The sequence below is a fragment of the Kocuria atrinae genome (genome assembly GCF_039531425.1).
Classification (GTDB): domain Bacteria; phylum Actinomycetota; class Actinomycetes; order Actinomycetales; family Micrococcaceae; genus Kocuria; species Kocuria atrinae.
This window is the reverse complement of sequence record NZ_BAAAQA010000007.1, coordinates 1-24,484: the sequence shown is the minus strand read 5'-3', so window position 1 is coordinate 24,484 and position 24,484 is coordinate 1. Positions and strand designations below refer to the sequence as shown.

The following is a 24,484-nucleotide window of genomic DNA, read 5'->3' as shown; positions in this document are numbered from 1 at the left end:
AATCATGGGCCAACCCATCACACAACACCCCTGTCACTAGAAGCGTTGCAACCACCCTCTGAACCCGCGGTGGAAATTGCCACACCGATCAAGAACAAGGCATTCAGGATTCCGGCAATGATCACGAGCTCAAGGGGGTTGGCGGCGAATATGGCCAGGGTGCCCCACGTGATGGGGAGGACGACCATGATGATCTTCATCCACTTGTCACGAGTCACCATGTTGGTCCAGTCGAAGGCGCCGAATACAGCCAGGGTATTCGCTACCTGCCGGCCCAGGCTGGGGACGTTGGCCAGGATGGTCTTGAAGAGGGCCACTCCTGCCCCAATGAGGAAGAGAACTCCGCCCCACTGTCCGACGGCGGTTTCGAAAATGCTCGAGATCACGGTCATGACCTCGTTGCCCTTGGGTCGCAAGTCGGGCTGCGGATGCAGGACTGCGGCTCCCAGCATGTAGAACGCCATGGTGGAGATCGTGTAGATGATCCACGAAACCCAGGCGTCCAATTTCATGACACGGATCCATCCGCGTGCCCGATCAACCCAAGCCTGTGTCCCATCATTGGGTCCGGACCAGGCCGCATAACCCTTTTCAACCACCCAGTAGGTGTAGGCCGTGATTTCACCGGCACCCACACCCGTCATTCCGAACATTGCCAGAGCCACGCCCATGGCACCGGCGGCAACCTGGAAACGTAGCCCGTCTCCCAGGTCGCCCAGGCTCCAGCTGTATTCGGTGAATTGGATCAGGAACACCATGGCTACGGCGAAGAGCGTCACCAGCATGACGAGCACTGTGGAGATGTTTTCTACGATCTCGTACCGATTCGCCAGGTGGATCGCAATCGCGATCACTACCAGGATCGCAACCCAGAGGCTGATGGACATGAAGGAGAAGGGGTCTCCCCCGATGGGGAAAAGCATGGAGAACGCCAGTGCCGCCCCGCCAATGACGCCTGCTTGCCCAATCAGGAACTGTAAGAACATGAACAGTACGAGCCAGGCCATCCAACCCCGGCCCGCAATTTTCGGCGGCACCTGGTTGTACCCGGTAATGGCTGCCTTGCCGGTGGAAATGGACCAGCGAGCTAACTCAACCTGCACCCAGACCTTCACAAAGGTGGAAACCAGGACTAGCCAGAACAACATGAAGCCGACTTGCGCGCCCAGCGCGGTGGCGGTGAGTAGCTCACCGGAGCCAACAACGGCGGCACTTGTGATCATGCCCGGGCCGAGAAACTTGAGTCTCTGCCCAAATCTTGTGGGAGGCTCTTGGATGTGAGCCTGGTCCAGGATGTACGGGTCTTTGTGCTTGGCGAACGTGGTTTCCTGCCCCGTGGCAGCGCGCATGCCGACTCCTTCGACGACGAGTACGTGCCCTTCCGTGAACAAGAAAGTGGAAGCGCCCTGTGACTGTAGCCACACAACTTCGCCCAGGGTATCCAGTTGCCATAAGTTTCCGGGCGACGCCGCGCGCGACGTTTGCGGGCGGCGTCGCCTTGTGCAGAAGGCCCCTGTCATCTGTGGCTGAGCATCGCAGGCCGGTGCGCCGATTTCATGCGAAGCTCAGCCTCAGATGTCGAGGCGCGCGTATTACAACCGCACAACCATTTTTCCAGTGTTCGCGCCGCCGAGCAGGTCGATGAACGCCTGCGGCGCGTTTTCCAGTCCGTCGCGGAATGTCTCATCCGCCTGGAGAGTGCCGTCCTGTAGCCATTCGATGGCGTGCTTGTGGAACTCCTCGGCCAGGTCGTAGTGGTTGCCCACGATGAACCCGCGCAGATTCAGCTCCTTGCCGACCGCTAGGAACAAGTTGTTCGGGCCGGGCTCCGGCTCAGTGTTGTTGTACTGCGAAACGGCGCCGCACATCGCCACGCGCCCATACTTGCGCAGTGCCCCGATTGCCGCTTGAAGGTGATCGCCGCCCACGTTGTCGTAATACACGTCAATCCCGTCGGGCGCGGCCTTGGTCAGCGACTCGGCGACGTCCCCGTCCTTGTAGTTGAAGGCCTCGTCGAACCCCAGTTCCTTAATGCGGGCGATCTTCTCGGCGGAACCCGCAGACCCGATCACCTTGGACGCCCCCAGCGCCTTGGCGATCTGGCCGACAGCGGAGCCGACGGCGCCGGCAGCGCCCGAGACGAACACGACGTCACCCTTCTTGAACTTCGCGATCTCCGTGAGCCCCACGTAGGCGGTGAGGCCGGGCATTCCGAGGATGCCGAGGTACTTGGACGGGGAGGCGGCCTCGACGTCGACGACGGTCGCGGCGTCGTCGTCGACCACCGAGAATTCGCGCCATCCCAGCATGTGCGAGACGTGATCGCCCACCTTGATGCTGTCGGATTCGGACGCGATCACGGTGCCTACCGCGGTGCCTTCCAGTGGTTCGTCGATCTGGAACGGCGGGATGTAGGACTTGGCGTCGTTCATGCGGCCGCGCATGTACGGGTCAACGGACATCACTTCGTTCTGCACGAGAATCTGCCCGGACTTAAGGGTGGGGATCGCCGCTGTTTCGAGACGGAAGTTCTCGTCCGTGGGTGTTCCGTGCGGTCGCGAGGCCAGGACGATCTGGCGTGTTTCTGTGGGTGTTTCGGTAGTTGCCATGAAAATTCCCCCATAGGACTTGTTGGCGTTGATGCAGGGTGGTCTAACGGTGTGAGATGTTTCCACCCTGTGCTGGAAAGTTGGTGAACACAAGTTCCACTAGGGATGATATTGAAGAGCGGCTCCGCCGATATCGCTTGATGATCACGTCAGATCCTCGGGCGTGTCAGGAACTTGGCCTCGAAGGAATCGGGCCATGATGGTGGCCAAGATCAGGGCAATTACGAAGGCGAAAAGCAGCGTGAACCCAAGGCCTGGTGCGGAGGAGGCCGATGGAGAGAGCTGTGCTGGCCAGTAGGGCCCATTCAATGACTCGCATGTTCCTCCATGGTGGCATTAAGGACTTCAGGCACGTTCGTATGGGAACTTGCCGCTGCCCTTGCGCAGCGGGCGAGAGACTGATGGCATGGGGTATGGAGCCCGATCAACGAGCAGCGAATGTAGATGCTGAGCGCGGCATTCCTAGCGCGATCAGACCGTTTATCCCGGCTTTCCTAGTGGTCCTTCTGGGTATCGGAACGCTCATGCTGAGGGTCGCTGGAGCCATCAATGACACAGCTTCATCGATTGTCTTTGCAATCTTGATTGCTGCCGGTTTGCTCTTCTACGTTCTCATCAACCGAGGAATCGACCCGAAGTAGCGGAGATCGAGATTCGCTTTCAAGGAGTCGCGGGCTACCCGTAGTGATACCTGCATGTGGCAATCAAGACGTCGTCGTTAGTCACCTTGTATACGAGACGATGCTCTTCCGTGATTCTGCGCGACCAGTAGCCAGCAAAGTCATAGCGCAAGGGCTCGGGTTTCCCGATATCCTCATTGCCATTTCGCACGATGTCTTGGATGAGAAGATTAATCCGTTTGAGGATCTTCCGGTCTTGACGTTGCCACCATAAGTACTCATCCCAGGCCGACTCGGACCAGACAAGTCTCATGATTAGTTCTCATTCAGAAGTTCGTGTGATGTGCCGCGTCCAGCCTCCAGCTCCTCCATGGAATTAAGAAGTCGTCGAGCGTTCTCAGGGGAACGCATTAGGTAGGCCGTCTCTTTCAGGGAGTTGTACTCATCCAACGAGACAATCACGACCGGCTCATGGCCAGAACGAGTCACAATGACCTCTTCCCGGTCATCGATGACTGAATCCAAGACTTCCGCATAGCGAGCCCGTGACTCCGAATAATTCATAGTCTTCATGGAACACCTCCGTACAAAAAAATGTACGCCCCATGTCGAGGGTGACGATTCGCCCGGGGGCTCCGTTTCCCCAGCATCGAGGTCAGAGCCGCGGTGCGGCGACTGCAGGGTCTTCGCGCGATGGGGCGGCCGGAGCGGCGTCGTCGGAGTTGGTGGGCGCTACGCCCAGGACTACTAGGGCGACGGCGAGAACTGCAAGACCTGCCCAGCCGAGGGTCGTGAGTTGCTCGCCCACCACGACGACCGCCAGGAGCGCCGCGACGGCGGGCTCGATCAGGGTGAGTGTCGTGGCGGTGCTGGGGCGAACACGTTTGAGCCCGAGTCCGAATAGGTAGTAGCCGAGGAACATCGGTATCAGCGCCATGTATGCGGCCACGGTGAACGATTCGGTTGAAGCGAGCAGGGGTGCGCCGGTGAGCAAGAGGACGGGTATCAAGAGCGCTCCACCGAACCCGAAGACGGCGCCCATTGCTGCCGCGCGTCCAATCTCACGAGAGATCAGGCGGTGGACCACCCAGGAATACAGGGCATAGGTGATACCGGCGATCAGACCAAGTCCGATGCCGAAGAGTGTGTCCGAGGCTGACGCCGTTGGTTGATCGGCCTTGGCCACACACAACATCGCACTACCTGCGATGCCCAGGGCAGCCGCCATCATCCACCAGCCACTCAACGGTTTGCGCTCCAGGATGAGCTCTAGGATTCCAGAGGCCAGCGGCGCCGAGGCCAGCGAGACCACCGTGCCGATGGCCACGCCCGCCAAGTGCATTGAGCTGTAGAACGCGAGCGGGTAGATGGCCACTGCCACGGCTCCCGCGACGATCATGCCCGTGTGGGAGCGCAGATCTCGGCGGGCGCGTCCCAGGGAGGGGAGGGCGATGGCCGCCTGCAGCAACCCGCCGATGCCCAGTGCGGCCGCGCCGATGGCGAGAGGGCCGGCGTCCGGAGCAAACGTCGCCGCTGTTCCGGTGGTGCCCCACAAAAACGCGGTGACCAGAATGGCGACTACGCCGCTCGTCGTTCCCTTCATCGGGTTCGGTTCAGATCTGCGAGCATGCCGACGGCGATCGCCCGGGCTCGGCGCAGTCGGCTCGGTTCGCCCTCCAAGCCAGATCGGGCCATGGCTCCTTCGAGGAGGTAGCTCAAGTGTTCGCCCACTTCAGCGGCGGAATCGTTGTCAGTCAGGAGGCGTAGCTGTTCGACCAGCAGCCCCTCCACGTACTCCTTGTGGCGGCGCACGATCTCCCGGCCGGGATCGCCGACGGGAAGTTCCGCAGCAGCATTGAGAAGGCCACAGCCTCGAAAGCCGTGTTCGTACCCGGTACTCGCGTGGTCGATGTAGGCGTCGAACACCGCGAGGATCTGTTCCTGGGGCGTGCCGGCCTCAGCTGCACGAGCTCGATACAGCGCGAGCCACTCTTGATGCCTGGCCTCAACGTAGGCCTCGACGAGATCCGCTTTGGAGGAAAAGTTGTTGTACAGGCTCATCTTCGCCACCCCGGCCTGCGCGGTGATCCGGTCAATGCCGGTGGCGTTGATGCCGTCCGCATAGAACCGTTGAGCGGCTGCGTGGAGGATCCGGTGACGAGCCGACGGTTTCCGGGCTGCAGAGTGTGATGGCTGGGGTGTCATGAACGTCTCCTTCATAATAGGTAGACCAGTCTACCTATTATGAAGATCCGGTCACTAGAGTGGGCCACGGTGCGGGCTAGTTCGGACATCCGGGGCAGAGCTTCGCGCGCTGGTGGAGGCCGACGCCATTTTGGGCAGAGGATCGTAGAAAAACCCATAGCTGGCGGGCGAACCACTGCCACGAATGCTCAGCGCTCGCAGTGACGGACCGCCCACGCTGCTGTGAGCAGCGCTGCCCATGGCAGCACCAGGGCCGGGCGGCCATGAGAGCGGACAAGCTTGACGCATGACTGAAACTACTGCTGCTCCGGCCGGGAGCACGCTTGACGAAGAAATGTACCGGCAACTGTTCGAGCGTCGGATCCTGCTACTCGGGGAGCCACTGGAGGGATGGAACTCGAACCGCCTCTGCAATGGGCTCATCCTTTTAGCGGCCAAGGATCCCCGAGCAGACATCACGTTGCTCATCAACTCACCGGGTGGCTCGGTGCCCGGAATGCTCGCGATTCGCGATTGCATGCGGGCCATCCCGTGCGACGTTGCCACGATCAATCTCGGAATGGCCTACAGCGCCGGGCAATTCCTCTTGTCCTCTGGCGCCCCTGGTAAGCGCTACGCGATGGAACATTCCAAGGTGCTGCTCCACCAGGGTTCATCGGGGATAGCCGGTACGGCCATGGACATCGCAATCCAAGCTGACGACCTCCGTCACACCCGTGACACTGTTCTTTCGCTGGTCGCTCAGGACACCGGTCAAGACCGCGATGTAATCGAACAGGACTCAAGGCGTGACCGCTGGTTCGATGCCCAGGAGGCTCTTGAATACGGGTTCATCGACCACGTGGTCACGGGGTTGGGCGACATTGTGTCGAACCTCGAACCTTTCACGGCAGGAAAAGGCTCATGAGCACTTACACCATCCCCTACGTCACCACCCATAGCCCGCAGGGAGACCGCACGGTCGACGTGTACTCGAGACTTCTTGAAGAGCGGATCGTCTACCTGGGCACGGCGATTGATGATGGCGTGGCCAACGCAATCATCGCTCAGCTCATACACCTGGAAGCGGATAAGCCCGACCAGCCCATTCAGCTCTACATCAACTCACCGGGCGGTTCGATCCCAGCCATGCTGGCGATCTACGACGCCATGAATTACGTGCGATGCGACGTGTACACCACGTGCGTGGGAGAGGCCGGGTCCACCGCCGCAGTCATTCTTGCCGGGGGAACACCCGGTGGGAGATCCATGCTGCCCCACGGGCGCGTGGTGATTCACGCTCCCGCCGCGGAAGGGCGCGGAGCGGTCCCCGACCTCATTCTCGAAGCCGATGAAATTGAACGTGTGCGCACGATGCTCGAAGAAATCCTGGCCCGGCATACGCAGAAAACTCGGGAACAGATCCGGAAGGACACGGAACGCGACCTCATCCTCACCGCCGAGAAGGCGTTGGAGTACGGGGTCATCGACGAGATTGTTGGGCAGCGCCCTCGTCATTGAGGTGGATCAGGCCGCGAGGCACAATGAGCCGCGATCAACATTGGACGCGGCACGACGTGCGACCTCACCAACGGTCAGGTCCAGTGCGCCCGCCACGGCACTGAAGATCTCGGACGAAGGGTCTTTTCGACCCCGCTCGATCTCTGAGAGGTACTGCGGCGCAACCCTGCGCGACTCGCGACATCTGCAATACGTTCGCCCCGGTCGAGGCGTTCCTCACGCAGCGTCTCACCCACGGACTCCCGCCAGAGCAGGTCTGACGAGGCTTCAGGTGCCGGAAACTTCACTACGTCGCCCATGTGTCCACGCTACGCCTCATACATGGACTCATGTCACTGCCGTGAGCTTAATTCGGGGCCTTCAGGTCGATGCCGCCCCGACCGGTGATTCGCCGGTGCGAGCACCGGCTTTGGGCCGGTCATCCATCCAATTCATACCGCTACTCACTCAGAAACTCCGCCAACTGCGCGAGTGCTTTGGCGTGACCGTTCCGGTGACCATCGATCATGTCCTGACCCACGAACGAGGCCACTTGATCAACGATGGTGACCAGGGCGCCGTCGTCGTGGGGTTCGAAGGTCCAGGTGACCAGCGCGGTCGCGAGGAGCGTGCCGTCGGTCGTGACCGTGTCGGTGTGGACGACCAACTCGCGCGGAAGGATCTGGACGTACCCGATCTCGCCCGCGACGTTGAGATCGCCGGACGGGCCGCAGCGGTACGAGGCGCGGCCGCCGGGGCGGAAGTCATCGGCGGAGTAGATCAACCCGTCGCCCTTGGGGACGCTCCACTTCGACCGTGAGGACGTGTCCTGGAAGGCCGCCCACACAGTGTCCAGGGGTGCTGAAATGACCTGAGTGATGTGAAGGGTCTGATGCGTGACGCTCATGGGAAGCTCCAGAGCTTGTGGGGTTGGGAGTCCAGTCAAGCACCGTGGCACCCGCAAGGAAAGGAGACGTTCGTCGACCCGATCAGAGCTGGTTCGTCGGAAAGTCCTTGAGCGGTGTCCAGCCGAACGGAACGGGTCCGCGGGGCTTCGCACGAGCGCGGTCCTCGACATCGGACCACCCCTGTGCGTCGGTGGCACCGGGATCGCCGACGGCGCCGCGGGCCGGTCGAAAGCCGACGTCGTCAATGACGGCATCCGGCGCGCTTCCCCGTCGAACGGATGCCCGGCAGCTCCACGAAGGATCAGCCCAGCCCCCGCCCCGAAGGCTTCGGTAACCCCGGTATCGCGCGGGATCCGTCAGGTCCCAGCACCATTCCCACACGTTTCCGAGCATGTCGTAGAGGCCGAAGTCATTGGGCTGTTTGGTGGCCACGGGCTGAGGTGAGTCGACGCCGTCGGTCTCGGTCCAGGAAATCTCCGCGAGGGGGCCGTACGTTGGGCCGGTCGTTCCCGCGCGGCATGCGAATTCCCATTCGGCGTCGGTGGGTAGGCGATAGCCGTCCGCGGCTGGATTCCAGAACGCCCAGTCATCGGTGATCGTGTACGCGGGCGAGAGGCATTTCGCTTCCGATGCCGCATTGCACCACCTGATCGCGTCGAACCAGGTCACGGGCGCGGCGGGTTCATTCGCATTCGAATTGCCCGCCTCCCCAGCGGATTGCCCGACCGTTACGGGAGTCTCGGCGAGCTGGAATGCCTCAAGGACGACGTCGCGCACGGCTCCGGTCCGCGTGTTCTTGAGTGTGATGCTCCCCGCTGGAACGTGACGGAAGGTGATCGCGGGCGGAGTCATGATTAACAGCCTTCCATGAACCCTGATGAGGCAGCTTGTCCTCAACGAACCATCGAGAACCGAACCGCCTGCAGTCAGGGAGGTTCTCTGGGCTGAAGATGGCATCGAGCCCTGGGAATCCGTGAATTGGGAGGCGTCACCGGATTGGGAGTTCGACTCCGCCATTCACGACGACCCGGCCGATCTCGTCGAGAACTGGCAGACGAGTGTCTCACTGGCCCGGGCGAACGCCGATCGTGCCTGTGCGGAAGGCGGCCTAGACACCAGAAGCAAAACCACACGCCACGGCGAAACCCACAACCTCCGCTGGATCCTGACCCACATGATCGAGGAGTACGCCCGCCACAACGGACACGTGGACCTGAGCAGGGAATCCATCGACGGGCTCACGGGGGAGTAAAAGCAGCCGGCCGAGGCCCCGTGTCATGATGAAGCCCTCCAACTCACCAACCGGAACGAAGGAGTTCTCGGGTGACTACGTGGCATATCAGAGATTTCCACCCCGCTGACATGGACTCGATTCTGCGCCTGTGGGAGAGTTCCCGCTTGTCCGGCGTGGAACCCGTTTACGCCCTGTCGGAAGTCCTGGCGTCATGCCAGGAGGACCAAGCCGTGGTCGCCGTGGACGACGACGTGGTGGTCGGCGCGGCCGTGGCACGCGCTGCGCATGACCAGGGCTGGATCGTGTTCTTCGGCGTGGACAGTCAGTGGCTCGACCAGGGCATCGGCAGTGCGCTCTTGGCGGCTGTTGAAAGCAAACTTGCGCCACTGGGGCTCACGAGGCTCTCCATCCTGGTGCCCGATTCCGAGCGTCGCGTGGAGGCTTTGGGGGACGCTGGCTACCTGGACAAGAAGCACCTTCGCTATTTCGAGCGGGAAATCCCCATCCAGCGCCAAGAAATCGGACTGCTCGATGCGCTCGGCGGTCGGCTGCTGCCGCGAAACCTCTGGAACAACATGGGTGGCATGCAGCGGGAGAAGGAAATGCTCGAACGGCGCCTTGTCCTGCCACTGGCCGATCCCGATCTAGCTCAGCAGTACGGCGTGGTGCCGCCGCGGGCAGTCATGCTTTTCGGGCCTCCCGGCACCGGCAAGACGACCTTCGCCAAGGCCATTGCCTCTCGCCTGGAATGGCCGTTCGTTGAGGTCTTCCCGTCCCGTCTCGCCGCCGATCCCAAGGGACTAGCCGGTGCCCTGCGTGAAATCTTCTTGGAAATCTCGCAGCTGGAACACGCGGTCGTCTTCATCGACGAGGTCGAGGAAATCGCCGCCCAACGCAAGGGCGATCCGCCGTCGCCGCTGCAGGGCGTGACCAACGAGCTGCTGAAAATCATCCCCGCCTTCCGCGACCGCCCCGGCCGTCTGCTGGTCTGCGCCACCAACTTCATTCGCACGTTGGATTCGGCCTTCCTGCGCCATGGCCGCTTCGATTACGTCATCCCCATCGGCCTGCCCGACGACGTCGCTCGCCAAGCCATTTGGCTGCGCTACATCCCCGAATCGGTCGCCGAAAACGTTGACCTGGACCTGCTGGTGTCCAAATCGAACGGCTTCTCCCCGGCGGATATCGAGTTCTCGGCGCGCAAGGCTTCCCAGCACGCGCTGGAGAAATCGGTTTACGGGGCCGCTTCGGATGGTTCCGCAGCTGAAGCTGCCGACGTCGACGCCGCCGCCAAGACCGACGCCGCCGCCAAGACCGACGCCGCCGCTCGCGCACCTGGCGCTACCGGACCCACGACGGAGGACTATCTGGAGGCCATCGCTCAAACCCGCGCCACGGTCTCCGCCGAGGTCGTCCACGAGTTCCAGGAGGACATCAAGCGGATCGCGCGGTTGTAGCTGTTTGGTTCGTTGCACGGTGAGTTTGTCGCCCCCTATCTCCCGCAGTTGGGCGTGGTTAGGGTGGATGCATGAGCAAAATTGCGGTGTTGGGCGCCAGCGGAAATTTCGGGTCTGCCCTGTCAGAGAAGTTGGAATGGCAGGGGCATGACGTGGTGCGCATCAGCCGGAGCCACGGCGTGGACGTGATGTCGCCGGAGAGTGTCGAGCGGGCTTTGGTGGGCGTGGACGTCGCGGTCGACGCGCTCCACATTGATGCCCTCGGCGCGCAGAAGTCGATCGAGTTCTTCACCCGTGCGGCGCGGAACGTGGTCCAGGCAGCGCAAGCGAGCGGCGTCGGCAGGATCGTGTGTCTGTCCATCGCGGGCGCAACCAACCCCGAGGTGAACCACCGAAACGGCCATTACCAAGGGAAGGCCGCGCAGGAGAGTTTCTACCAAGAGGCGGATATCCCCTCCACGACGGTGCGTTCATCGCAGTGGTTCGAGCTGATCCCCGTGCTCGTTCATCGGGTGACCAAAGGTCCGCTGTCAATCATGCCGAGCATGCTGATGGCATCTGCCGCTATGAGCGATGTGGTGACTTTCATGGCTGACATCGTGAGCGAACCTCGCCCGGCTCGGAACGAGATTGTGGCTGTCCGGGGACCCCAGGTGGATTCCGCGGCGAACTTTGCCCGGCGGATTCTCGCTGCCAAGGGTTCGATCGACGGTGTGCAGCCGAAAACCATTCGTGAGGCTCCGTACTTGGGTCGCGGAATCGCCAACGGCGGCCTCATCCCGGCCGATGCCCAGGTGACCACCACGACAATCGATGAGTGGCTCGGCGCGTAGGACCAGTACCCAGCCAAGGCATTGAGAAGCCCGGCGTGCGAGCAAACCTTGCTTGATTAATACCCCATAGGGGTATACAAAAGAAGGAGAGGAACCGATCGGGTTTTCGACCTGCGGCTCGACCGCTCGGGGTCGCTGCCTATTGATGCCGCACCCCGCATCGACACTCGAACCAACGATGGAAGGAACCACCTTGAAACGCACCACCACTTTGGCTGGCCTGACACTTGCTGCTGCCTTGGCGTTGACCGCTTGTGGTGGCACGGACACGGGGGAAGAAGAGACGACCTCAGCTCCGGGTGCCACGGCCACCGCAACGTCGTCGCCGTCTGCTGCCGATGGGTCCGGTGCTCATGGTGGCCATGAGGGACATGAAGGAATGGGTGGTGCTGAGCACCAGCACAACCCGAATGGTGGTCCTCCTCCAGAGGGAATTGTGGAAGCAAGCGACCCCACATACCCCGTGGGCTCCACGGTGACCCTCGCTGCCGATCACATGCCGGGTATGCAGGGCAGCGAAGCCACCATTACAGGCGCCTTCGACACGACTGCCTACTCGGTGACGTACACGCCGACCGACGGTGGCGAACCCGTGGTCGATCACAAGTGGGTGGTCCAGGAAGAACTACAGGAACCGGGTGAACCGCCCCTGGCGGATGGCACGCAAGTTGTCCTGAGCGCCGATCACATGGCGGGGATGAACGGAGCCGAGGCCACCATCGAGAGCTCCACCGATGAGACCGTCTACATGGTGGATGTGGAGACGGACGGGATGAAAATGACGAATCACAAATGGGTTGTCGAGAGCGAGATCGAGCCCTCTGAGTAGCCCGAGCGCCGTCGTCCCCGCTCCGAAAGCCGCACCTCCTGGCAACTGCTGCCAACCATGGGTACCCGGCCAGCCCCGCGAATACAGTGACCATCAGATCGCCATGGTCGGAGCTGGCTGGGTTCTAGGAGTGGTCAGCGCCGCCGCGATGGCACGGAGTTGGACGCGACGAAGGGGCCGCACACATGACTACTCAACCCGAACTCGGCAGCACGACCGGCCGTTACATCGAGCAGGATGGACTCAAGTTCCGCGATCTCGACGGCGACGGCGTTCTCTCACCCTTCGAGGACTGGCGCCTCCCCGCCGTCGAACGTGCTCGCGACCTGGTCTCCCGTATGACCACCGAGGAGAAGGCCGGGCTGATGGTTATCGGCTCGCACTACCCGGGCTACTCCGCATTCCTGCCTAACCCCGTCGAGGGACAGATCCTCAACCAGGAAGACGTCTGGCGTGACGCCAACCCCATTACCGGCGTGCCCTTCGCAGAGCCGGTCCTGGTTACCTCCGCGACCGGCAAGGCCATCAACGAGCGCGGTCAGCGCTACTTCGTGGTCCGCGACAATCTCACTCCCCAGGAGCTCACCGAGTGGACCAACGCGGTCCAGGAACTCGCGGAGAACTCACGGCTGGGCATCCCGGCGGTCTTCGCCTCCAACCCGCGGAACCACGTGGCGCTCGTGTCCCAGTTCGGCGTGAATGAGTCGACCGGCATATTCTCCGAATGGCCCGGTGAGCTCGGTCTGGCCGCACTGAACGACAAGGAACTCATCGAAACGTTCGGCCGCGAGATCGCCAAGGAATGGCGCGCCGGCGGCATTCATAAGCTCTATGGCTACATGGCTGACCTCGCCTCCGAGCCGCGCTGGTCTCGTTTCAACGGCACCTTCGGCGAGGACCCCGAGCTGGTTTCGGACTACATCGGCGCCGTGGTGCGCGGGATGCAGGGCGAGACCCTGAGCGAAGAATCCGTGGCCACCACCATCAAGCACTTCCCGGGCGGCGGCGTGCGCTTGGACGGTCACGATCCGCACTTCGAGTGGGGCCAGACCAACGAGTACCCCACCGAGAACGCGCTCGAGAAGTACCACCTGCCCCCGTTCCAGGCTGCCCTGGATGCCGGTGCAGCCTCGATCATGCCGTACTACGCCCGCCCCATGAATAACTCCGCACCGCAGCTGGATCAGGAGCTCTGGCAGGGCCCCACCACTCAGTTCGAAGAAGTTGCATTCGCCTACAACCGCACCTTCATCCAAAGGCTGCTGCGCGGCAAGATGGGCCACGAGGGCTACGTGAACTCCGACTCCGGCGTCATCGACGCCATGATGTGGGGCGTCGAGGACCTCAGCGAGGCCGAGCGGTTCGCCGCCGCTGTCCGCGCCGGCACCGATATCTTCTCGGACATGGCCAACCCCGCCCAGCTGATCGCGGCCGTCGAGCAGGGGCACCTGGACGCTTCCGAGCTCGACCAGCCCGCCGCGCGCCTGCTCACCGAAATCTTCTCGCTCGGCCTGTTCGAGAACCCCTACGTCGACGCCGCTCGTGCCGCCTCCGTCATCGGCGCCCCTGAGATCTCGGCCCTGGGCGAGCGCGCGCAGCGGCAGTCGGTCACGCTCCTTCGTAACGACGCCGACGCCGCTCTGTTGCCGCTCCAGCTCGACCAACCCGCCAAGGTTTACCCCTTCGTCACGGGACGGACCAAGATCGACCAGGTGCAGGGCCAGCTGGAAGAGGCCATTGCGGCGGTATGGCCAACCGCTGAGATCGTGGGTGCACCCGAAGCCGCGGACTTCGCGCTGATCTGGGCCCGCCCCGAGATTGCCCTGTTCGAGGACGATCGTGAAGGTGTCTCGCTGTCTCTCGACCCCCGCGACAACGGCGTGGACGTGGATCGCGTGCAGCGGATCGAGAAGACCGTCCCCACATTGCTGGTGGTCAACGCGACCAACCCGTGGCTGCTGACCGAACTCGAACCCGAAGCCCAGGCCGTGGCGGTCACGTTCGAGATCAAACCCGAGCACCTACTGCGCTCGCTGTCCGGAGAAGATGGCGGCCCCGCCGGTCGCCTGCCCATGACCCTGCCGGTCTCCGCGCAAGCCATTGCCGATTCACCGCGCGACGTTCCGGGCAAATTCTTGGGCGACGAGTACGCCTACCGGGACCGGGACGGAAATCTGTACAGCTACGGATTCGGCCTCACCCTGTAGCCGGACCGTCGGGAAGAAGCGCAGTAGGGCGGCCGATAGTGGCCGCCCCACTGCGGTGCCGGCCGGTGATGAGCCGACCGAGCGGCGTCGTCGGTACTACTGGTTGACCAGCACCTTCTCCGGCTCGTCGGGGGACCGTTCTGCCTTGCGGTCGGCCAGCTCGCGGCGAACCACCCACACCATGCCGGCGATCCACAGTGCGGCCAGCGCACCCAGGATCGCGTAATAGGCGCCGGCCCCGGGGAGGACGGACTGCACGGCGTCGAGACCCAAGAGCGTGCGAACGTTCGTGAAGATGATCAGGCCGCCCGCGGCGATCGCCAGAACGCGCGGGGCGAGCAGGCGCACGAGATACGCGGCGATCGGTGCCGCCAGCACGCCGCCGATCAGCAGCGCGGCCACGAAACCGAAATCAATGCCCTGGCTACCCAGTGCCAACAGGAATCCGGCAGAGGCGCCCAGGCTCACCACGAACTCGGAGGTATCGATCGAGCCGATGACCTTGCGTGGAGCGATCTTCCCCGAGGCCAACAGCGTGGGGGTACCCACCGGACCCCAACCGCCACCGCCGATCGCGTCCATGAAGCCCGCGACCGTGGCCAGCGGGATCAACAGGAAGCCGGGAACCTTGCCCTTGAAGTCCGGGCGACGGTCCGGGATGGTCAGGAAGCGCCACACCACAAAGATGCCCAGGGCTAGCAGCACCATGGACATCACCGGTGCCGCGGCAGCTCCCGAAAGGGTGAGCACGTGAGCCCCGAAGAACGCCGCGATGCCGCCGGGCACCGCCATGAATCCGACCACGCGCCAGTCGATGTTGCCGAATTTCCAGTGCGCCGCACCCGAGGCGAGCGTGGTGCCCACCTCGGCCAGGTGCACGGTGGCCGAGACCGTCGCGGGCGCCAAGCCCACGGCCAGGAGCAGCGTGGACGAGGTCACGCCGTAGGCCATGCCCAGCGACCCGTCCACGAGCTGCGCCCCGAATCCCACGAGGGCGAGCAAGATGAGTGTCCGCACGGAAGCTCCTGCCGGAAAGAAGATGAGTTGGCTCCATCCAAAACCCCCTCGCAGGCTCACTCAATATTTGTTGAGAAGTGCGTCCTCGCATGTAGAACCGTGACAATCACTTGACTTGGGCCACCCTCGGATGCGTGGGCGCGCCGCCCCCTGTTCCGCGCGGCTTTCCCACGCGGAACAGGCCGACGACGCCGCCGGGTCACCATCCCAGGTCGACAGTCACCACGCGACGTCGCCCGAAGTCTCCACCACCCGCGGCTCCGTGAGGCCCTCGGGAACCGGCTGCTCAGCGAGGGCGGGAGCGAACTGCACACCCGTGCGCTCGCTCAGCTCATCCAGCGTCACCTGGTAGGTCTTGAATTCCTGCAGGTCCAGGGTCTCCAGCTGATCCAGGTTCTGCGTCAGCAGGAATGCCTTGGCGGTGAGCTGTCCATCGGTCGTGTAGGCCAGCACCTTCCAGAACTCCCGGGGAATCCGCACGCCGCGGTATTCGCGGTCGTCGTCGTGGAAGACGGGACCGCCGAACACGCTCAGCCGCAGTCGGTCCACCTCGACCTCGTCGTAGACGGCGTCCTCAAGACGACCCCACAGACCACCGCGCGAGGACTGGTTGAAGCTGTTGATCTGCGGGGAGATGTTCGTGAAGTAGAACGAATCCTCGTTGGCCTGTTGCGCCTCCGCTCGGGGGCCCCAGGTGAGATCCGCGCGGCGGGCAAGGTGCCCGCGGTCCAGGTCGTTGGCCTTGTAGACCTCGTCGCCCATCTGGTGCTCGGCCTCGATCTGTGGGTCCAGCTGGAATTTGATGGAGCTGCGGGAGAGCTTCTTGAGCGACTCCCCATCGATGTTCCATGCAACCCAACGGGCCAACCGGCGCGATGCGCTCATGGTCAGTGAGAAGTGCGTGTGGTGAACTACCTCGCCGCCGTCCTTAACCGGAGCGATGTCCTTGGCGAGGTCCGCGCTCAGGGTGGGTAGAGCGACGTCGTCACCCAGGAAGCCGGCATCGTAGCCGTGGCCCGGGGCGGCGGCTGCCTCCGCGCGGACTGTTTCGTAGGTGGTGGGGCTCAGGCTGATGTCGAGCTTCTCGAAGACCGATGCGGGCAGGCACGCGATCGCGGACTCGGCGCCGCCGCCGGCGTCACCCGCGAAATGCAGGCCCGCCATCACGCGGGATGTGCGGCCGTTGCCGCTGCGGAACATCCAGACCGCACCGGAATCACCGCCCTCGCTCAGTTCCATGGTCTCGTCACGGGAGGGGTCGGGGCCGATCTCGAAACCGCCGATGTTCTGCTCGCCGTACCCCTCGCCGTAATCGATTTTGGTGAGCACGTCCACGCGCCGAACCACGCCGTACGTGACACCGCTGGTGCGCCCGGACTTGACCACCTTGTCGCCGAGTTAGGGGTCACCGATCTACTCCGGGACCACGTCCAGCTCAAGAATTGTGGGGTCGAAACGGCGATCCGTGAGTGACGTGATCGCGCAATCACCGGCCGGCCCCAAATGGGAGCGCACGAGCTCACCCAAGGAGTTGTGGCCCACGCGGTTGTCGTCGAATGTGCCCGGTTGCACGGTGCGCGCACCGATCTGGCTGCCCGGGCCGTGCAGCACGTGCCAGTTGCTCAGGCCGTAGGGCGTGCCGTCCTCGCGGCCGTAGACGATGGCACCCAGGGTGCCCGCGGACGTGGTCTCGTTGCTGATGCTCACGCCCGGAACCACCGGATCGTGGCGGCGGGTCCTGATGTTGGGTGCGGCCTCCGGAACCAGCACGTAGCTCGGGACATAGCTGACTTCGAGTACGTCGGTGGGCACGGTCAGCTGCTCCACCTCGATGCTGTCCGGGAGGGCGTGTGTGTCCAAGAGCGCCAGCTCATCGACCGGCAATTTGCGATGCACAGTGAACTGCACCGCGATCTGATCCGTGGTTTTACCGTCCACCACCTTGTACCCGACACCGATCGAACTGACGTTGGGGTCCTTCAAATACGCCTGGCCGCGCACCCGAATGAACTCGCGCAGCGTCCGGGTGTCCTTGGCCGAAAGGTTTCCGAGTTTCCGCTCACCGGCGGGCTGTGAAGTCGACATGCAGACACTGTGCCTCCACAGCCTGACAGCCCGGTGACTAGGAGCTTAACGTGACGACGGCGCTCGCGGGATACCGCTCAACTGTCACCTTCCGGAGCAAAAAACTGCCGCCCCACGGGGAGTCCGTGGGGCGGCAGCTGCTTCTTACTGCGTCAGATCAGGCTGACGCTTAGGCCAAGCGACCCGTGGTCGGGAAGCGGTCCCAGGCGCGGTGCTGGCTCAGCAGTTCCATGATGGTCTTGAAGACCTCCACGGGGTCGCTGCCCGATTCCACACCGGCGCTGTCATCGAGCTTGAGCGTGCTCAGCACGTCGTTGCCCGAACCCCACGAACCCACGGCCTTGGCCTGACGCCACACCTCTTGCAGCAGCAGGGCCACGCGGGGGTCGAGACCTTCGGGTCCCGCGGCGGCGGCCTTGGCGTCCAAACCGTGGTGGGCGTCGTCGCCGGGGGCGGCGTTCGAGGCGACCAGAACGGCGTCGAACTCGATGGAACGCGCGGTGAGGTAGGTGCGGTGCGCCACGATGCCCTCGCCGATCTCGCCGCCGGTGGGTGCGATGACCAGCGGAACCATGTCCGCCTCTTCCACGGCAATGATCAGGTTTTTGAGCGCGGCCACGTCAACGTCCGAACCCACCACGATGCCGATCTGACGGCCCTCGGTGGGCCAGGTCTTACCGACCTGGGACAGCGCGGCGGACGGCTCGACATCCTTGGCCGGTGTCTCGGCCGGCTCCTGCTCGGGGATGCCCAGGCCCTGTGCCACGGCGCGGCCCAGATCCGGGTCGATGGCCGCGAGGTTGCGGACCTGGCGGATGCGGATGTTCTCGTCCCAGCACTTGCCGAGCTCGAACGTGAAGGCCTGCGCCGTGTGCTCGCGCTCCACCTCGGACAGGGACAACCAGAACAGGCGGGGCTGGCTGAAGTGGTCTTCGAAGGACTGCGGGCGCTTACGCTCCTTCACGGACTCGGCCACCGGCTGCGGAAAGTCAATGAACGCACGCTCATCCGCGGGCGTCTCGAACGGGTTGCCGCCGTCCAGTGAGTTGGGCCGGTAGGGAGCAACGCCACCGTGCACAGCGGTCTGGTGCATGCCGTCGCGCAGCATGTCGTTGACCGGGGCGTGCGAACGGTTGATGGGCAGCTGGTTCCAGTTGGGCCCGCCCAGACGGGAGATCTGGGTGTCCAGGTAGGAGAACAAACGGCCCTGCAACAGCGGATCGTTGGTCACGTCGATGCCGGGGACCAGGTTGTTCGGGTTGAACGCCACCTGCTCGGTTTCGGCAAAGAAGTTGGTGGTGTTCTTGTCCAGGGTCATGAGGCCGATGGGCTCCACCGGGACGAGTTCCTCGGGCACCAGTTTGGTGGGATCCAGCAGGTCGATGCCCTGGAACGTCTGGTCCTCGTTGTCTTCGAAGACCTGAACGCCCAGCTCCCACTGCGGGAAGGCTCCGGCCTCAATGGCGTCTGCCAGGTCGCGGCGGTGGAAGTCAGGATCAGCGCCATTGATGAGCTGGGCCTCTTCCCAGGTCACGGAGTGAGTACCCAACTTGGGCTTCCAGTGGAACTTCACCAGTACCGTCTTGCCACCTTCTGCAATGAGGCGGAAGGTGTGGACACCAAAGCCCTCCATCATGCGGAAGGAGCGCGGGATACCGCGGTCGGACATGTTCCAAATGGTGTGGTGCTGGGCCTCGGTGTGCAGGGACACGAAGTCCCAGAACGTGTCGTGAGCGGACTGTGCCTGCGGGATCTCGCGATCCGGATGCGGCTTGCCCGCGTGGATGACGTCCGGGAACTTGATGGCGTCCTGGATGAAGAACACGGGCATGTTGTTGCCCACCAGGTCCCAGGTGCCCTCGTCCGTGTAGAACTTGGTCGCGAAACCGCGGGTGTCACGGGCCAGATCACCGGAGCCGCGGGAGCCAAGCACGGTGGAGAACCGCACGAAGACCGGGGTCTCCTTGTCCTTGGCGAAAACACCGGCGCGGCTGATCTTGGATGCGGTGCCGTAGCCGCGGAACGTGCCGTGCGCACCGGTGCCGCGGGCGTGCACCACGCGCTCGGGGATGCGCTCGTGGTCGAAGTGTGAGATCTTCTCGCGGAAATGGTGGTCCTGAAGCAGGATGGGCCCGCGTGCCCCGGCCTTCAGCGACTGGTCGGAGTTGCTCAGTCGCGCGCCGTGGGCGGTGGTCAGGTACTCACCCTGCTGGGCGTTCGCGGTCTTCGGAGCGCCAGTCTCGGCGCCCGTGGGCGTCACCGTCTCCGGGCCGGACTGATCGTCCTTGGGGGGAAGCGGGGGCTGAGGGGACGTCGGCTCCTCAACGGATGCCGGTTCAACGCCGGGGACACCCGGAACCTGCGGGATGTTGTTCTCGTTCGTGGACAAAACAGACCTCCTAGGACTGAAAATCATCAGTACCCTTTGTCTATCAGTCCCTGGCTGAAAATTGGCAGACCACTTATAGAATTCTCGGTTTACTCCCAGGGCTGAACCCTGTGCGCACGGTGCTCGTCAGGGCAGTGAGGCTCGGCTGCCGCGGGGTGGAGCTGAAACCGAAGTCCGGCGGCGGGTTCATATCAGTCATGGTCCCCAGGGATTCGCCGTCCCAGGTGGCCTGAGATGCGCTTAGTCCGTGCAGGTCCTTCGCCGAGTACCACTCGAGCCGGTCGTTCCCCGCGGTTCCTACCGTGCGTACGCCGGGCATGATTCGACTGGCGACGACGTCGCTCGCTCGCGTGAACATCAACGTCCGGCCTAGCGGGGTGGGTACGGCCCGTAAAACGTATCCCAGGGGATCCCGCGGGCCCACGGTGAAGTCCCAGGTGAGGGGGCCGGCTTTGACGGTCCATGTGGAGTTGCTGGTGGTGCCGGTGCGCTGGACGTCCACGGGGACGATCCGCACGTCGTCGAACGTGTAGGTGCTCGCCACGAAGTCCGCGACCCATTCATCGGGGGCAAGCAGCTCGCGACGGCCGTCCGGGTGGGCCACCATGACGTCCGCGAACGGACCGTGCGGGGTATCAGACCAACAGCCGAGCACCAGACGGGTGCCACCGGCGGTCCCGGCTCCTGCGATGTGGCCGTGGAAGCGGTGCAGAACGTGTCGAGTGCTGGTCATGGGGTTCAGCGTACGGGTGGCGAGTGAATGCAGCGGGTGTGAGGTGAGGGAAATGCATGGGGTCAGCCTCATGTGAGGCAAGTGTCGATTCCGAGCGGTTTTTCTGCAGGTTCCTCACCTGAGATTCGGCTGTTGTCGTTGCCTCACTTGAGATTGACCGCCGGTCAGTCCAGTGACTCCACGTGTTCGGTGACCAGGCCCACCACGTCCTGCGGGCGTTCGAGCATGGGCCAGTGACCGCTCTCCATGACGCGGATGTCCCAGGTGGCGGCGTCCGGGGTGCGCAGCATGTGCGGAATATTGGTGGCTGCAGAGGCCACGAACATCCCCTTCTGCTGACTGATGGGGTGATCGAGATGCGCGGGGTCGAGCACGGTGTGACCGGGGTGGGGTGTGAATCTCTCGGACAAGTACGTCCTGTCCTGCGGGGTTAGACCGGGTTCGAATTCCAGTGCTTGCGGAGGAGGCGCGGCCCAGTGGAAAGGGTGGCCGTTACCGTTCTCGATGTCGGCTCGTTCGTGAGCACGAGTGGGCTCCTCCGGACCCCAGTCATCGATCAGGCTGCGGCCGTCGATGGGTAAAAAGCTGTCGAAGTGAATGGACGAAATCACGCGATCGGGTAACCGATCCGCGACCTGCCCGACGACCATCCCTGAGTAGGAGTGACCCACCAGAACCACGGGGCGGTCGGGCCACTCAAGGATCATGTTGGCGACTTGAGTGACGTGCCGTTCCAGGGGAACGTGGCTGATGTCGTCGTCAGAGGCCTCGGGCTCCAGGCCCTCCAGGGTGAGCGTTGCAGCTTCGAGTCCTCGGTCGCGGAGCTCATCGACAGTGGGTTCCCAGATCCACCCGCCCATCCAGGCTCCGGGGATCAGGAGAATACGGGGTGCGGAGTTGTTGTGGGTGCTCATGACGGCTCCTTCGAGTGGAATGCCGGTCACTTAAAGGCTACTGCGCATGGGGTTCGAAGCGGCAGTGAGTCTTAGGTGAGGGAGAAACGGCTCAGTTAGCATCGGTTCATGGCTGAGGATCCCGAGAAGCAGTGGCAGTACAGCGATTCCATCAATATCGCGGTGGAACCGGAGGTGCTCTACGACATGGTTTCTGACCCCAAGCGGATCGGTGAGTGGTCGCCCATCTGCCGTGGCGGTGAATGGAAAGACGGTGGCGCCGGCAAGGTGGGAGACCTGTTCACGGGTCGCAACGTCAAGGATGACGTGGAGTGGACCACCATCTCAGAGGTTCTCGTGGCTGATCATCCCCGTGAGTTCGCGTGGCTCGTGGCCCCGGATCTTGGCGGGGTGGCCCGGTGGAGCTACATCATCGAACCTACTGACTACGGTTCCCGCCTGACCGAGACGTGGCATGTACTGCCCACAGGGCGGGACTGGCTGCGAAAAAACAAAGGCCCGGATGCACCCGAGCAGCGCCGCGAAACAGCGCAGCGGGGCATTCCGGAAACATTGGCCGCGATCAAGCGCGTTGCCGAGAACGAGGCTGCTAACGGCTGCTGACTCTCAAAAGGATCACAGCCGACATTCGATCCACCGGTTCACGTCTCTCGGGGAAGCCGACGCCGCTCGGTCGGGGTTCACCGAACGGGGACCCTTTCGGGTGATTGACAGCCCACTTAGTAGCGGGAATGCTCAGTGGGACAAGGCCCGTTGCGGGTCGGCACGCTGTTGAGCGGCCGATGCCGAAACGGCTTGAGGACACTCGAAGGAGCACCCATGCAGTTGCAGAACAACGGCAAGCCCGGCGAAGACTCAATCAAGATGAGCGCCGACGAAGAGCGCGAAGAACTCACCAACCGCGCCGAGGCAGACGCTGAACCGGCCGATGAGGGCGTCGGGGCCATGACCGACAACAAGGACGAAGACCCGGCCACGAAGAACTGATTCCGGCCGGCCCTGCTACGGTCCCGTCATGACCAATGTATTGGTACTTGGCGGGACCGGCTTCTTGGGTGCGCACTTGGTGCGTTTCCTGGCGCTTTTCGGCCACGATGTAACACTAAGCACCAGGGGCACAACGAACCCTGACCTTTTCGAGGACGTCCCCAAGCTGAATGGCGACCGTGACGGGGACATGTCGCGTTTGGCTGGAACCTCGTGGGACGTCATTTACGACCTGTCCGGTCAGCACCCGCGGCACGTTCGGGACGTGGCTGCTTTGGTCAACGACGACGCTCACTACGTGTTCATCTCCACGGGCAACGTGTATTCGGATATGTCGGTCGAGGGACCTCTGACCGAGGATTCACCGGTTTTCGATGTCGCCGAGGGCGATGTGGACCCGAATTCCATGGATGCCTACGGCCAGTTCAAGGCACTGTCAGAGTCCGAAGTTCGACGACGCTTTGCCCGCCACCACATCGTTCGGCCAGGAGTGATCGTGGGTCTGGGGGATCCGAGCGATCGACTCACCTACTGGGTCATGCGGTTTGCGGATTCGGGGCGGCACATCGTGCCCGAAGCGATCGACGCTTCTCTGCAGTTCATAGATGTCAGGGACTTGGCGGAGTGGCTGGTCCACCTGGGGATGGCAGCCGAGAGTGGTACGTTCAATGCGGTTGCGCCGCCCACCACGTTGTCTTCATTCTTGAGCGAAGTTGAACGAGTAGCCGGGAGTTCGGTGGATCGGATTGGGATCTCAGAAAGCTTCCTGGAGGACCACCAGATTCGGCCGTGGCTCGATATCCCCATGTGGTTGCCGCCGTCGGACACGTCACGGCACGCGTTCTTCAACGTGGAAGCGAGGTTGGCTCGTCATCACGGACTGAAGACGAGGAGCGCGGAGGAGAACATTCGCGGAATCCTCGACTGCTCGGACGGTGTTCGGCTACGAGATCATCCCCGCCACGGACTCTCAGCTGCGAAGGAAGTGGATTTGGTGGGTGTCCTGGGGGCACCATGATCTCAAACCAGCAATCCGCCGGGGCAGTCTTCACTTATAAGTGAAACTAGGCTAGCCTTGGGATTCAAGCGAGCATCCTATTCAAGGTTAGGGAGTGATCATGGCTGTCATCGCGAACACACGGGACCGGATTGCCATCGATCGAGCCACCATTGAGGAAGCACAGTCTGCCGTGCAGCAGGAAGGCGCCCAGGGTGGCACGCTGGTCATCCGTCACCCAGACGGGACTGAGCATGTGCTTCCGCGGGGGATTGAGCGGGTGTTGATGAACACCCTTGAGGCTTTGGCGACTAACGGTTCAGTGAGCATTGGGCAAATGCCCGAGGAGCTGACTAGCACCGTAGCGGCGGATGTCCTCAGCGTCTCCAGGCCCACCCTCATGAAGTGGGCGAAGGACGGCGATATTCCGTCGTTCATGGTGGGGTCACACCGGCGATTTCACAGGGATGATGTTCTCAGTCATCGTAAAAAGTTGGCGTCCAAGCGCCAAACCGCTTTCGAGAAGCTTCGTGCGTTGGATGCAGAACTAGAGGAACAGTTCGAGGACTGACTGACATGTACGAAAATGCGCTGGCGTGTCCACTAAGCTCGAGGGGTGACCCAGCGCATTTTTGTTGACGCGAATATCTTCTTTAGCAAGACCCTCATGGACTGGTTATTTTTCTTCGAAACAGCAACGAAGGAATGTTCCAGATCCATTCTTCAGAGGACGTCTTCGTTGAAGTGCTGTATAACATGCGTAAGGCGCACCCAACAATGTCTGGGAACGCGATAAAACACCGACGTGACCTCATGATGGAGTGCGTCGATGAGGTTATAGAAACTTTTCCGTCTGATGTGCCCTTTGCCGGGTCTGACGAACATGACTATCATGTGCACGCTGCAGCTGAGCATTGCAGGGCGGATAAGTTGCTGACGGTCAACGACCCGGGTGATTTTGGAAATGGGACTCAACACTAC

General features: G+C 62.7%; 26 protein-coding genes and 1 pseudogene. 12 read left to right on the top strand and 15 right to left on the bottom strand.

All coding sequences use genetic code 11. The features are described from left to right. Positions 1 to 17: 17 nt before the first annotated feature. From ABD283_RS04575 to ABD283_RS04550, 6 genes are all read right to left on the bottom strand, one after another. A complete protein-coding gene (locus ABD283_RS04575) occupies positions 18 to 1,349 on the bottom strand; it encodes an Nramp family divalent metal transporter (protein ID WP_344223823.1) in 1,332 nt (443 codons plus the stop codon). Between the two features lie 243 nt (positions 1,350 to 1,592). Then, complete coding sequence (locus tag ABD283_RS04570; protein WP_129701250.1) at positions 1,593 to 2,609, bottom strand: NADP-dependent oxidoreductase; 1,017 nt, start codon at positions 2,607 to 2,609, stop codon at positions 1,593 to 1,595. A gap of 675 nt (positions 2,610 to 3,284) precedes the next feature. Next, the gene (locus ABD283_RS04565) at positions 3,285 to 3,542 is read right to left on the bottom strand and encodes a Txe/YoeB family addiction module toxin (protein ID WP_095797089.1); all 258 of its coding nucleotides are present in this window, start codon (positions 3,540 to 3,542) and stop codon (positions 3,285 to 3,287) included. Positions 3,543 to 3,544: 2 nt separating this feature from the next. Further along, positions 3,545 to 3,802, bottom strand: coding sequence for a type II toxin-antitoxin system Phd/YefM family antitoxin (locus ABD283_RS04560; protein WP_095797088.1), 258 nt, complete (start codon positions 3,800 to 3,802; stop codon positions 3,545 to 3,547). Between the two features lie 82 nt (positions 3,803 to 3,884). Continuing rightward, entirely contained in the window at positions 3,885 to 4,832 is a 948-nt protein-coding gene (locus tag ABD283_RS04555; protein ID WP_344223822.1) for a DMT family transporter, read from the bottom strand. Beyond that, complete coding sequence (locus tag ABD283_RS04550) at positions 4,829 to 5,434, bottom strand: TetR/AcrR family transcriptional regulator (protein WP_344223821.1); 606 nt, start codon at positions 5,432 to 5,434, stop codon at positions 4,829 to 4,831. The genes ABD283_RS04555 and ABD283_RS04550 overlap by 4 nt, the downstream gene beginning before the upstream one ends. A 286-nt stretch (positions 5,435 to 5,720) precedes the next feature. Here ABD283_RS04550 and ABD283_RS04545 point away from each other — a divergent pair, with 286 nt between their 5' ends. Both ABD283_RS04545 and ABD283_RS04540 read left to right on the top strand, forming a co-directional pair. Further along, positions 5,721 to 6,341 carry a ClpP family protease gene (locus ABD283_RS04545; protein ID WP_344223820.1) on the top strand — a complete coding sequence of 207 codons (621 nt, stop codon included), beginning with the start codon at positions 5,721 to 5,723 and terminating at the stop codon, positions 6,339 to 6,341. Further along, a complete protein-coding gene (locus tag ABD283_RS04540) occupies positions 6,338 to 6,934 on the top strand; it encodes a ClpP family protease (RefSeq protein ID WP_129701260.1) in 597 nt (198 codons plus the stop codon). The genes ABD283_RS04545 and ABD283_RS04540 overlap by 4 nt, the downstream gene beginning before the upstream one ends. Positions 6,935 to 6,940: 6 nt before the next feature. Here ABD283_RS04540 and ABD283_RS04535 read toward each other — a convergent pair whose 3' ends face one another. The 3 genes from ABD283_RS04535 to ABD283_RS04525 form a co-directional block, all read right to left on the bottom strand. Further along, positions 6,941 to 7,075, bottom strand: a complete 135-nt coding sequence (locus ABD283_RS04535; protein WP_344223824.1) for a hypothetical protein — start codon at positions 7,073 to 7,075, stop codon at positions 6,941 to 6,943. A gap of 298 nt (positions 7,076 to 7,373) precedes the next feature. Beyond that, complete coding sequence (locus ABD283_RS04530) at positions 7,374 to 7,820, bottom strand: SRPBCC domain-containing protein (RefSeq protein WP_344223819.1); 447 nt, start codon at positions 7,818 to 7,820, stop codon at positions 7,374 to 7,376. A gap of 82 nt (positions 7,821 to 7,902) precedes the next feature. After that, positions 7,903 to 8,673, bottom strand: a complete 771-nt coding sequence (locus tag ABD283_RS04525; protein WP_344223818.1) for a formylglycine-generating enzyme family protein — start codon at positions 8,671 to 8,673, stop codon at positions 7,903 to 7,905. Positions 8,674 to 8,698: 25 nt separating this feature from the next. Between ABD283_RS04525 and ABD283_RS04520 the strand changes: the two genes are divergently transcribed. From ABD283_RS04520 to ABD283_RS04500, 5 genes are all read left to right on the top strand, one after another. Beyond that, complete coding sequence (locus ABD283_RS04520; RefSeq protein ID WP_095797080.1) at positions 8,699 to 9,073, top strand: mycothiol transferase; 375 nt, start codon at positions 8,699 to 8,701, stop codon at positions 9,071 to 9,073. A 71-nt stretch (positions 9,074 to 9,144) separates the two neighbouring features. Beyond that, complete coding sequence (locus ABD283_RS04515) at positions 9,145 to 10,512, top strand: ATP-binding protein (RefSeq protein WP_344223816.1); 1,368 nt, start codon at positions 9,145 to 9,147, stop codon at positions 10,510 to 10,512. Between the two features lie 71 nt (positions 10,513 to 10,583). After that, positions 10,584 to 11,345, top strand: coding sequence for an SDR family oxidoreductase (locus ABD283_RS04510; RefSeq protein ID WP_344223815.1), 762 nt, complete (start codon positions 10,584 to 10,586; stop codon positions 11,343 to 11,345). A gap of 178 nt (positions 11,346 to 11,523) precedes the next feature. Further along, a complete protein-coding gene (locus tag ABD283_RS04505; RefSeq protein WP_425552798.1) occupies positions 11,524 to 12,174 on the top strand; it encodes a YdhK family protein in 651 nt (216 codons plus the stop codon). Between the two features lie 185 nt (positions 12,175 to 12,359). Next, entirely contained in the window at positions 12,360 to 14,381 is a 2,022-nt protein-coding gene (locus ABD283_RS04500) for a glycoside hydrolase family 3 protein (protein WP_344223812.1), read from the top strand. Positions 14,382 to 14,477: 96 nt separating this feature from the next. Here the strand turns inward: ABD283_RS04500 and ABD283_RS04495 are convergent, their stop codons facing one another. The 6 genes from ABD283_RS04495 to ABD283_RS04470 form a co-directional block, all read right to left on the bottom strand. Next, positions 14,478 to 15,398: a sulfite exporter TauE/SafE family protein gene (locus ABD283_RS04495; RefSeq protein WP_344223811.1), complete on the bottom strand. Its 921-nt coding sequence runs from the start codon at positions 15,396 to 15,398 to the stop codon at positions 14,478 to 14,480. Between the two features lie 219 nt (positions 15,399 to 15,617). Further along, entirely contained in the window at positions 15,618 to 16,784 is a 1,167-nt protein-coding gene (locus ABD283_RS04490) for a DNA/RNA non-specific endonuclease (protein WP_344223810.1), read from the bottom strand. Between the two features lie 27 nt (positions 16,785 to 16,811). Further along, the gene (locus tag ABD283_RS04485; RefSeq protein ID WP_344223809.1) at positions 16,812 to 17,483 is read right to left on the bottom strand and encodes a hypothetical protein; all 672 of its coding nucleotides are present in this window, start codon (positions 17,481 to 17,483) and stop codon (positions 16,812 to 16,814) included. Positions 17,484 to 17,652: 169 nt separating this feature from the next. After that, positions 17,653 to 19,872: a catalase gene (locus tag ABD283_RS04480; RefSeq protein ID WP_425552797.1), complete on the bottom strand. Its 2,220-nt coding sequence runs from the start codon at positions 19,870 to 19,872 to the stop codon at positions 17,653 to 17,655. 73 nt (positions 19,873 to 19,945) lie between these two features. Further along, a complete protein-coding gene (locus ABD283_RS04475; protein WP_344223807.1) occupies positions 19,946 to 20,605 on the bottom strand; it encodes a hypothetical protein in 660 nt (219 codons plus the stop codon). Positions 20,606 to 20,769: 164 nt separating this feature from the next. Continuing rightward, positions 20,770 to 21,519, bottom strand: coding sequence for an alpha/beta fold hydrolase (locus ABD283_RS04470; protein ID WP_344223806.1), 750 nt, complete (start codon positions 21,517 to 21,519; stop codon positions 20,770 to 20,772). A gap of 108 nt (positions 21,520 to 21,627) precedes the next feature. Here ABD283_RS04470 and ABD283_RS04465 point away from each other — a divergent pair, with 108 nt between their 5' ends. From ABD283_RS04465 to ABD283_RS04445, 5 genes and pseudogenes are all read left to right on the top strand, one after another. Further along, positions 21,628 to 22,122 carry an SRPBCC family protein gene (locus ABD283_RS04465; RefSeq protein ID WP_344223805.1) on the top strand — a complete coding sequence of 165 codons (495 nt, stop codon included), beginning with the start codon at positions 21,628 to 21,630 and terminating at the stop codon, positions 22,120 to 22,122. A gap of 216 nt (positions 22,123 to 22,338) precedes the next feature. Next, the gene (locus ABD283_RS04460; RefSeq protein ID WP_344223804.1) at positions 22,339 to 22,506 is read left to right on the top strand and encodes a hypothetical protein; all 168 of its coding nucleotides are present in this window, start codon (positions 22,339 to 22,341) and stop codon (positions 22,504 to 22,506) included. A gap of 28 nt (positions 22,507 to 22,534) precedes the next feature. Then, a complete protein-coding gene (locus ABD283_RS04455; RefSeq protein WP_344223803.1) occupies positions 22,535 to 23,524 on the top strand; it encodes an NAD-dependent epimerase/dehydratase family protein in 990 nt (329 codons plus the stop codon). A 100-nt stretch (positions 23,525 to 23,624) separates the two neighbouring features. Beyond that, complete coding sequence (locus ABD283_RS04450) at positions 23,625 to 24,074, top strand: excisionase family DNA-binding protein (protein WP_344223802.1); 450 nt, start codon at positions 23,625 to 23,627, stop codon at positions 24,072 to 24,074. 134 nt (positions 24,075 to 24,208) lie between these two features. Beyond that, positions 24,209 to 24,484: pseudogene (locus ABD283_RS04445) on the top strand (PIN domain-containing protein); the annotation flags it as partial.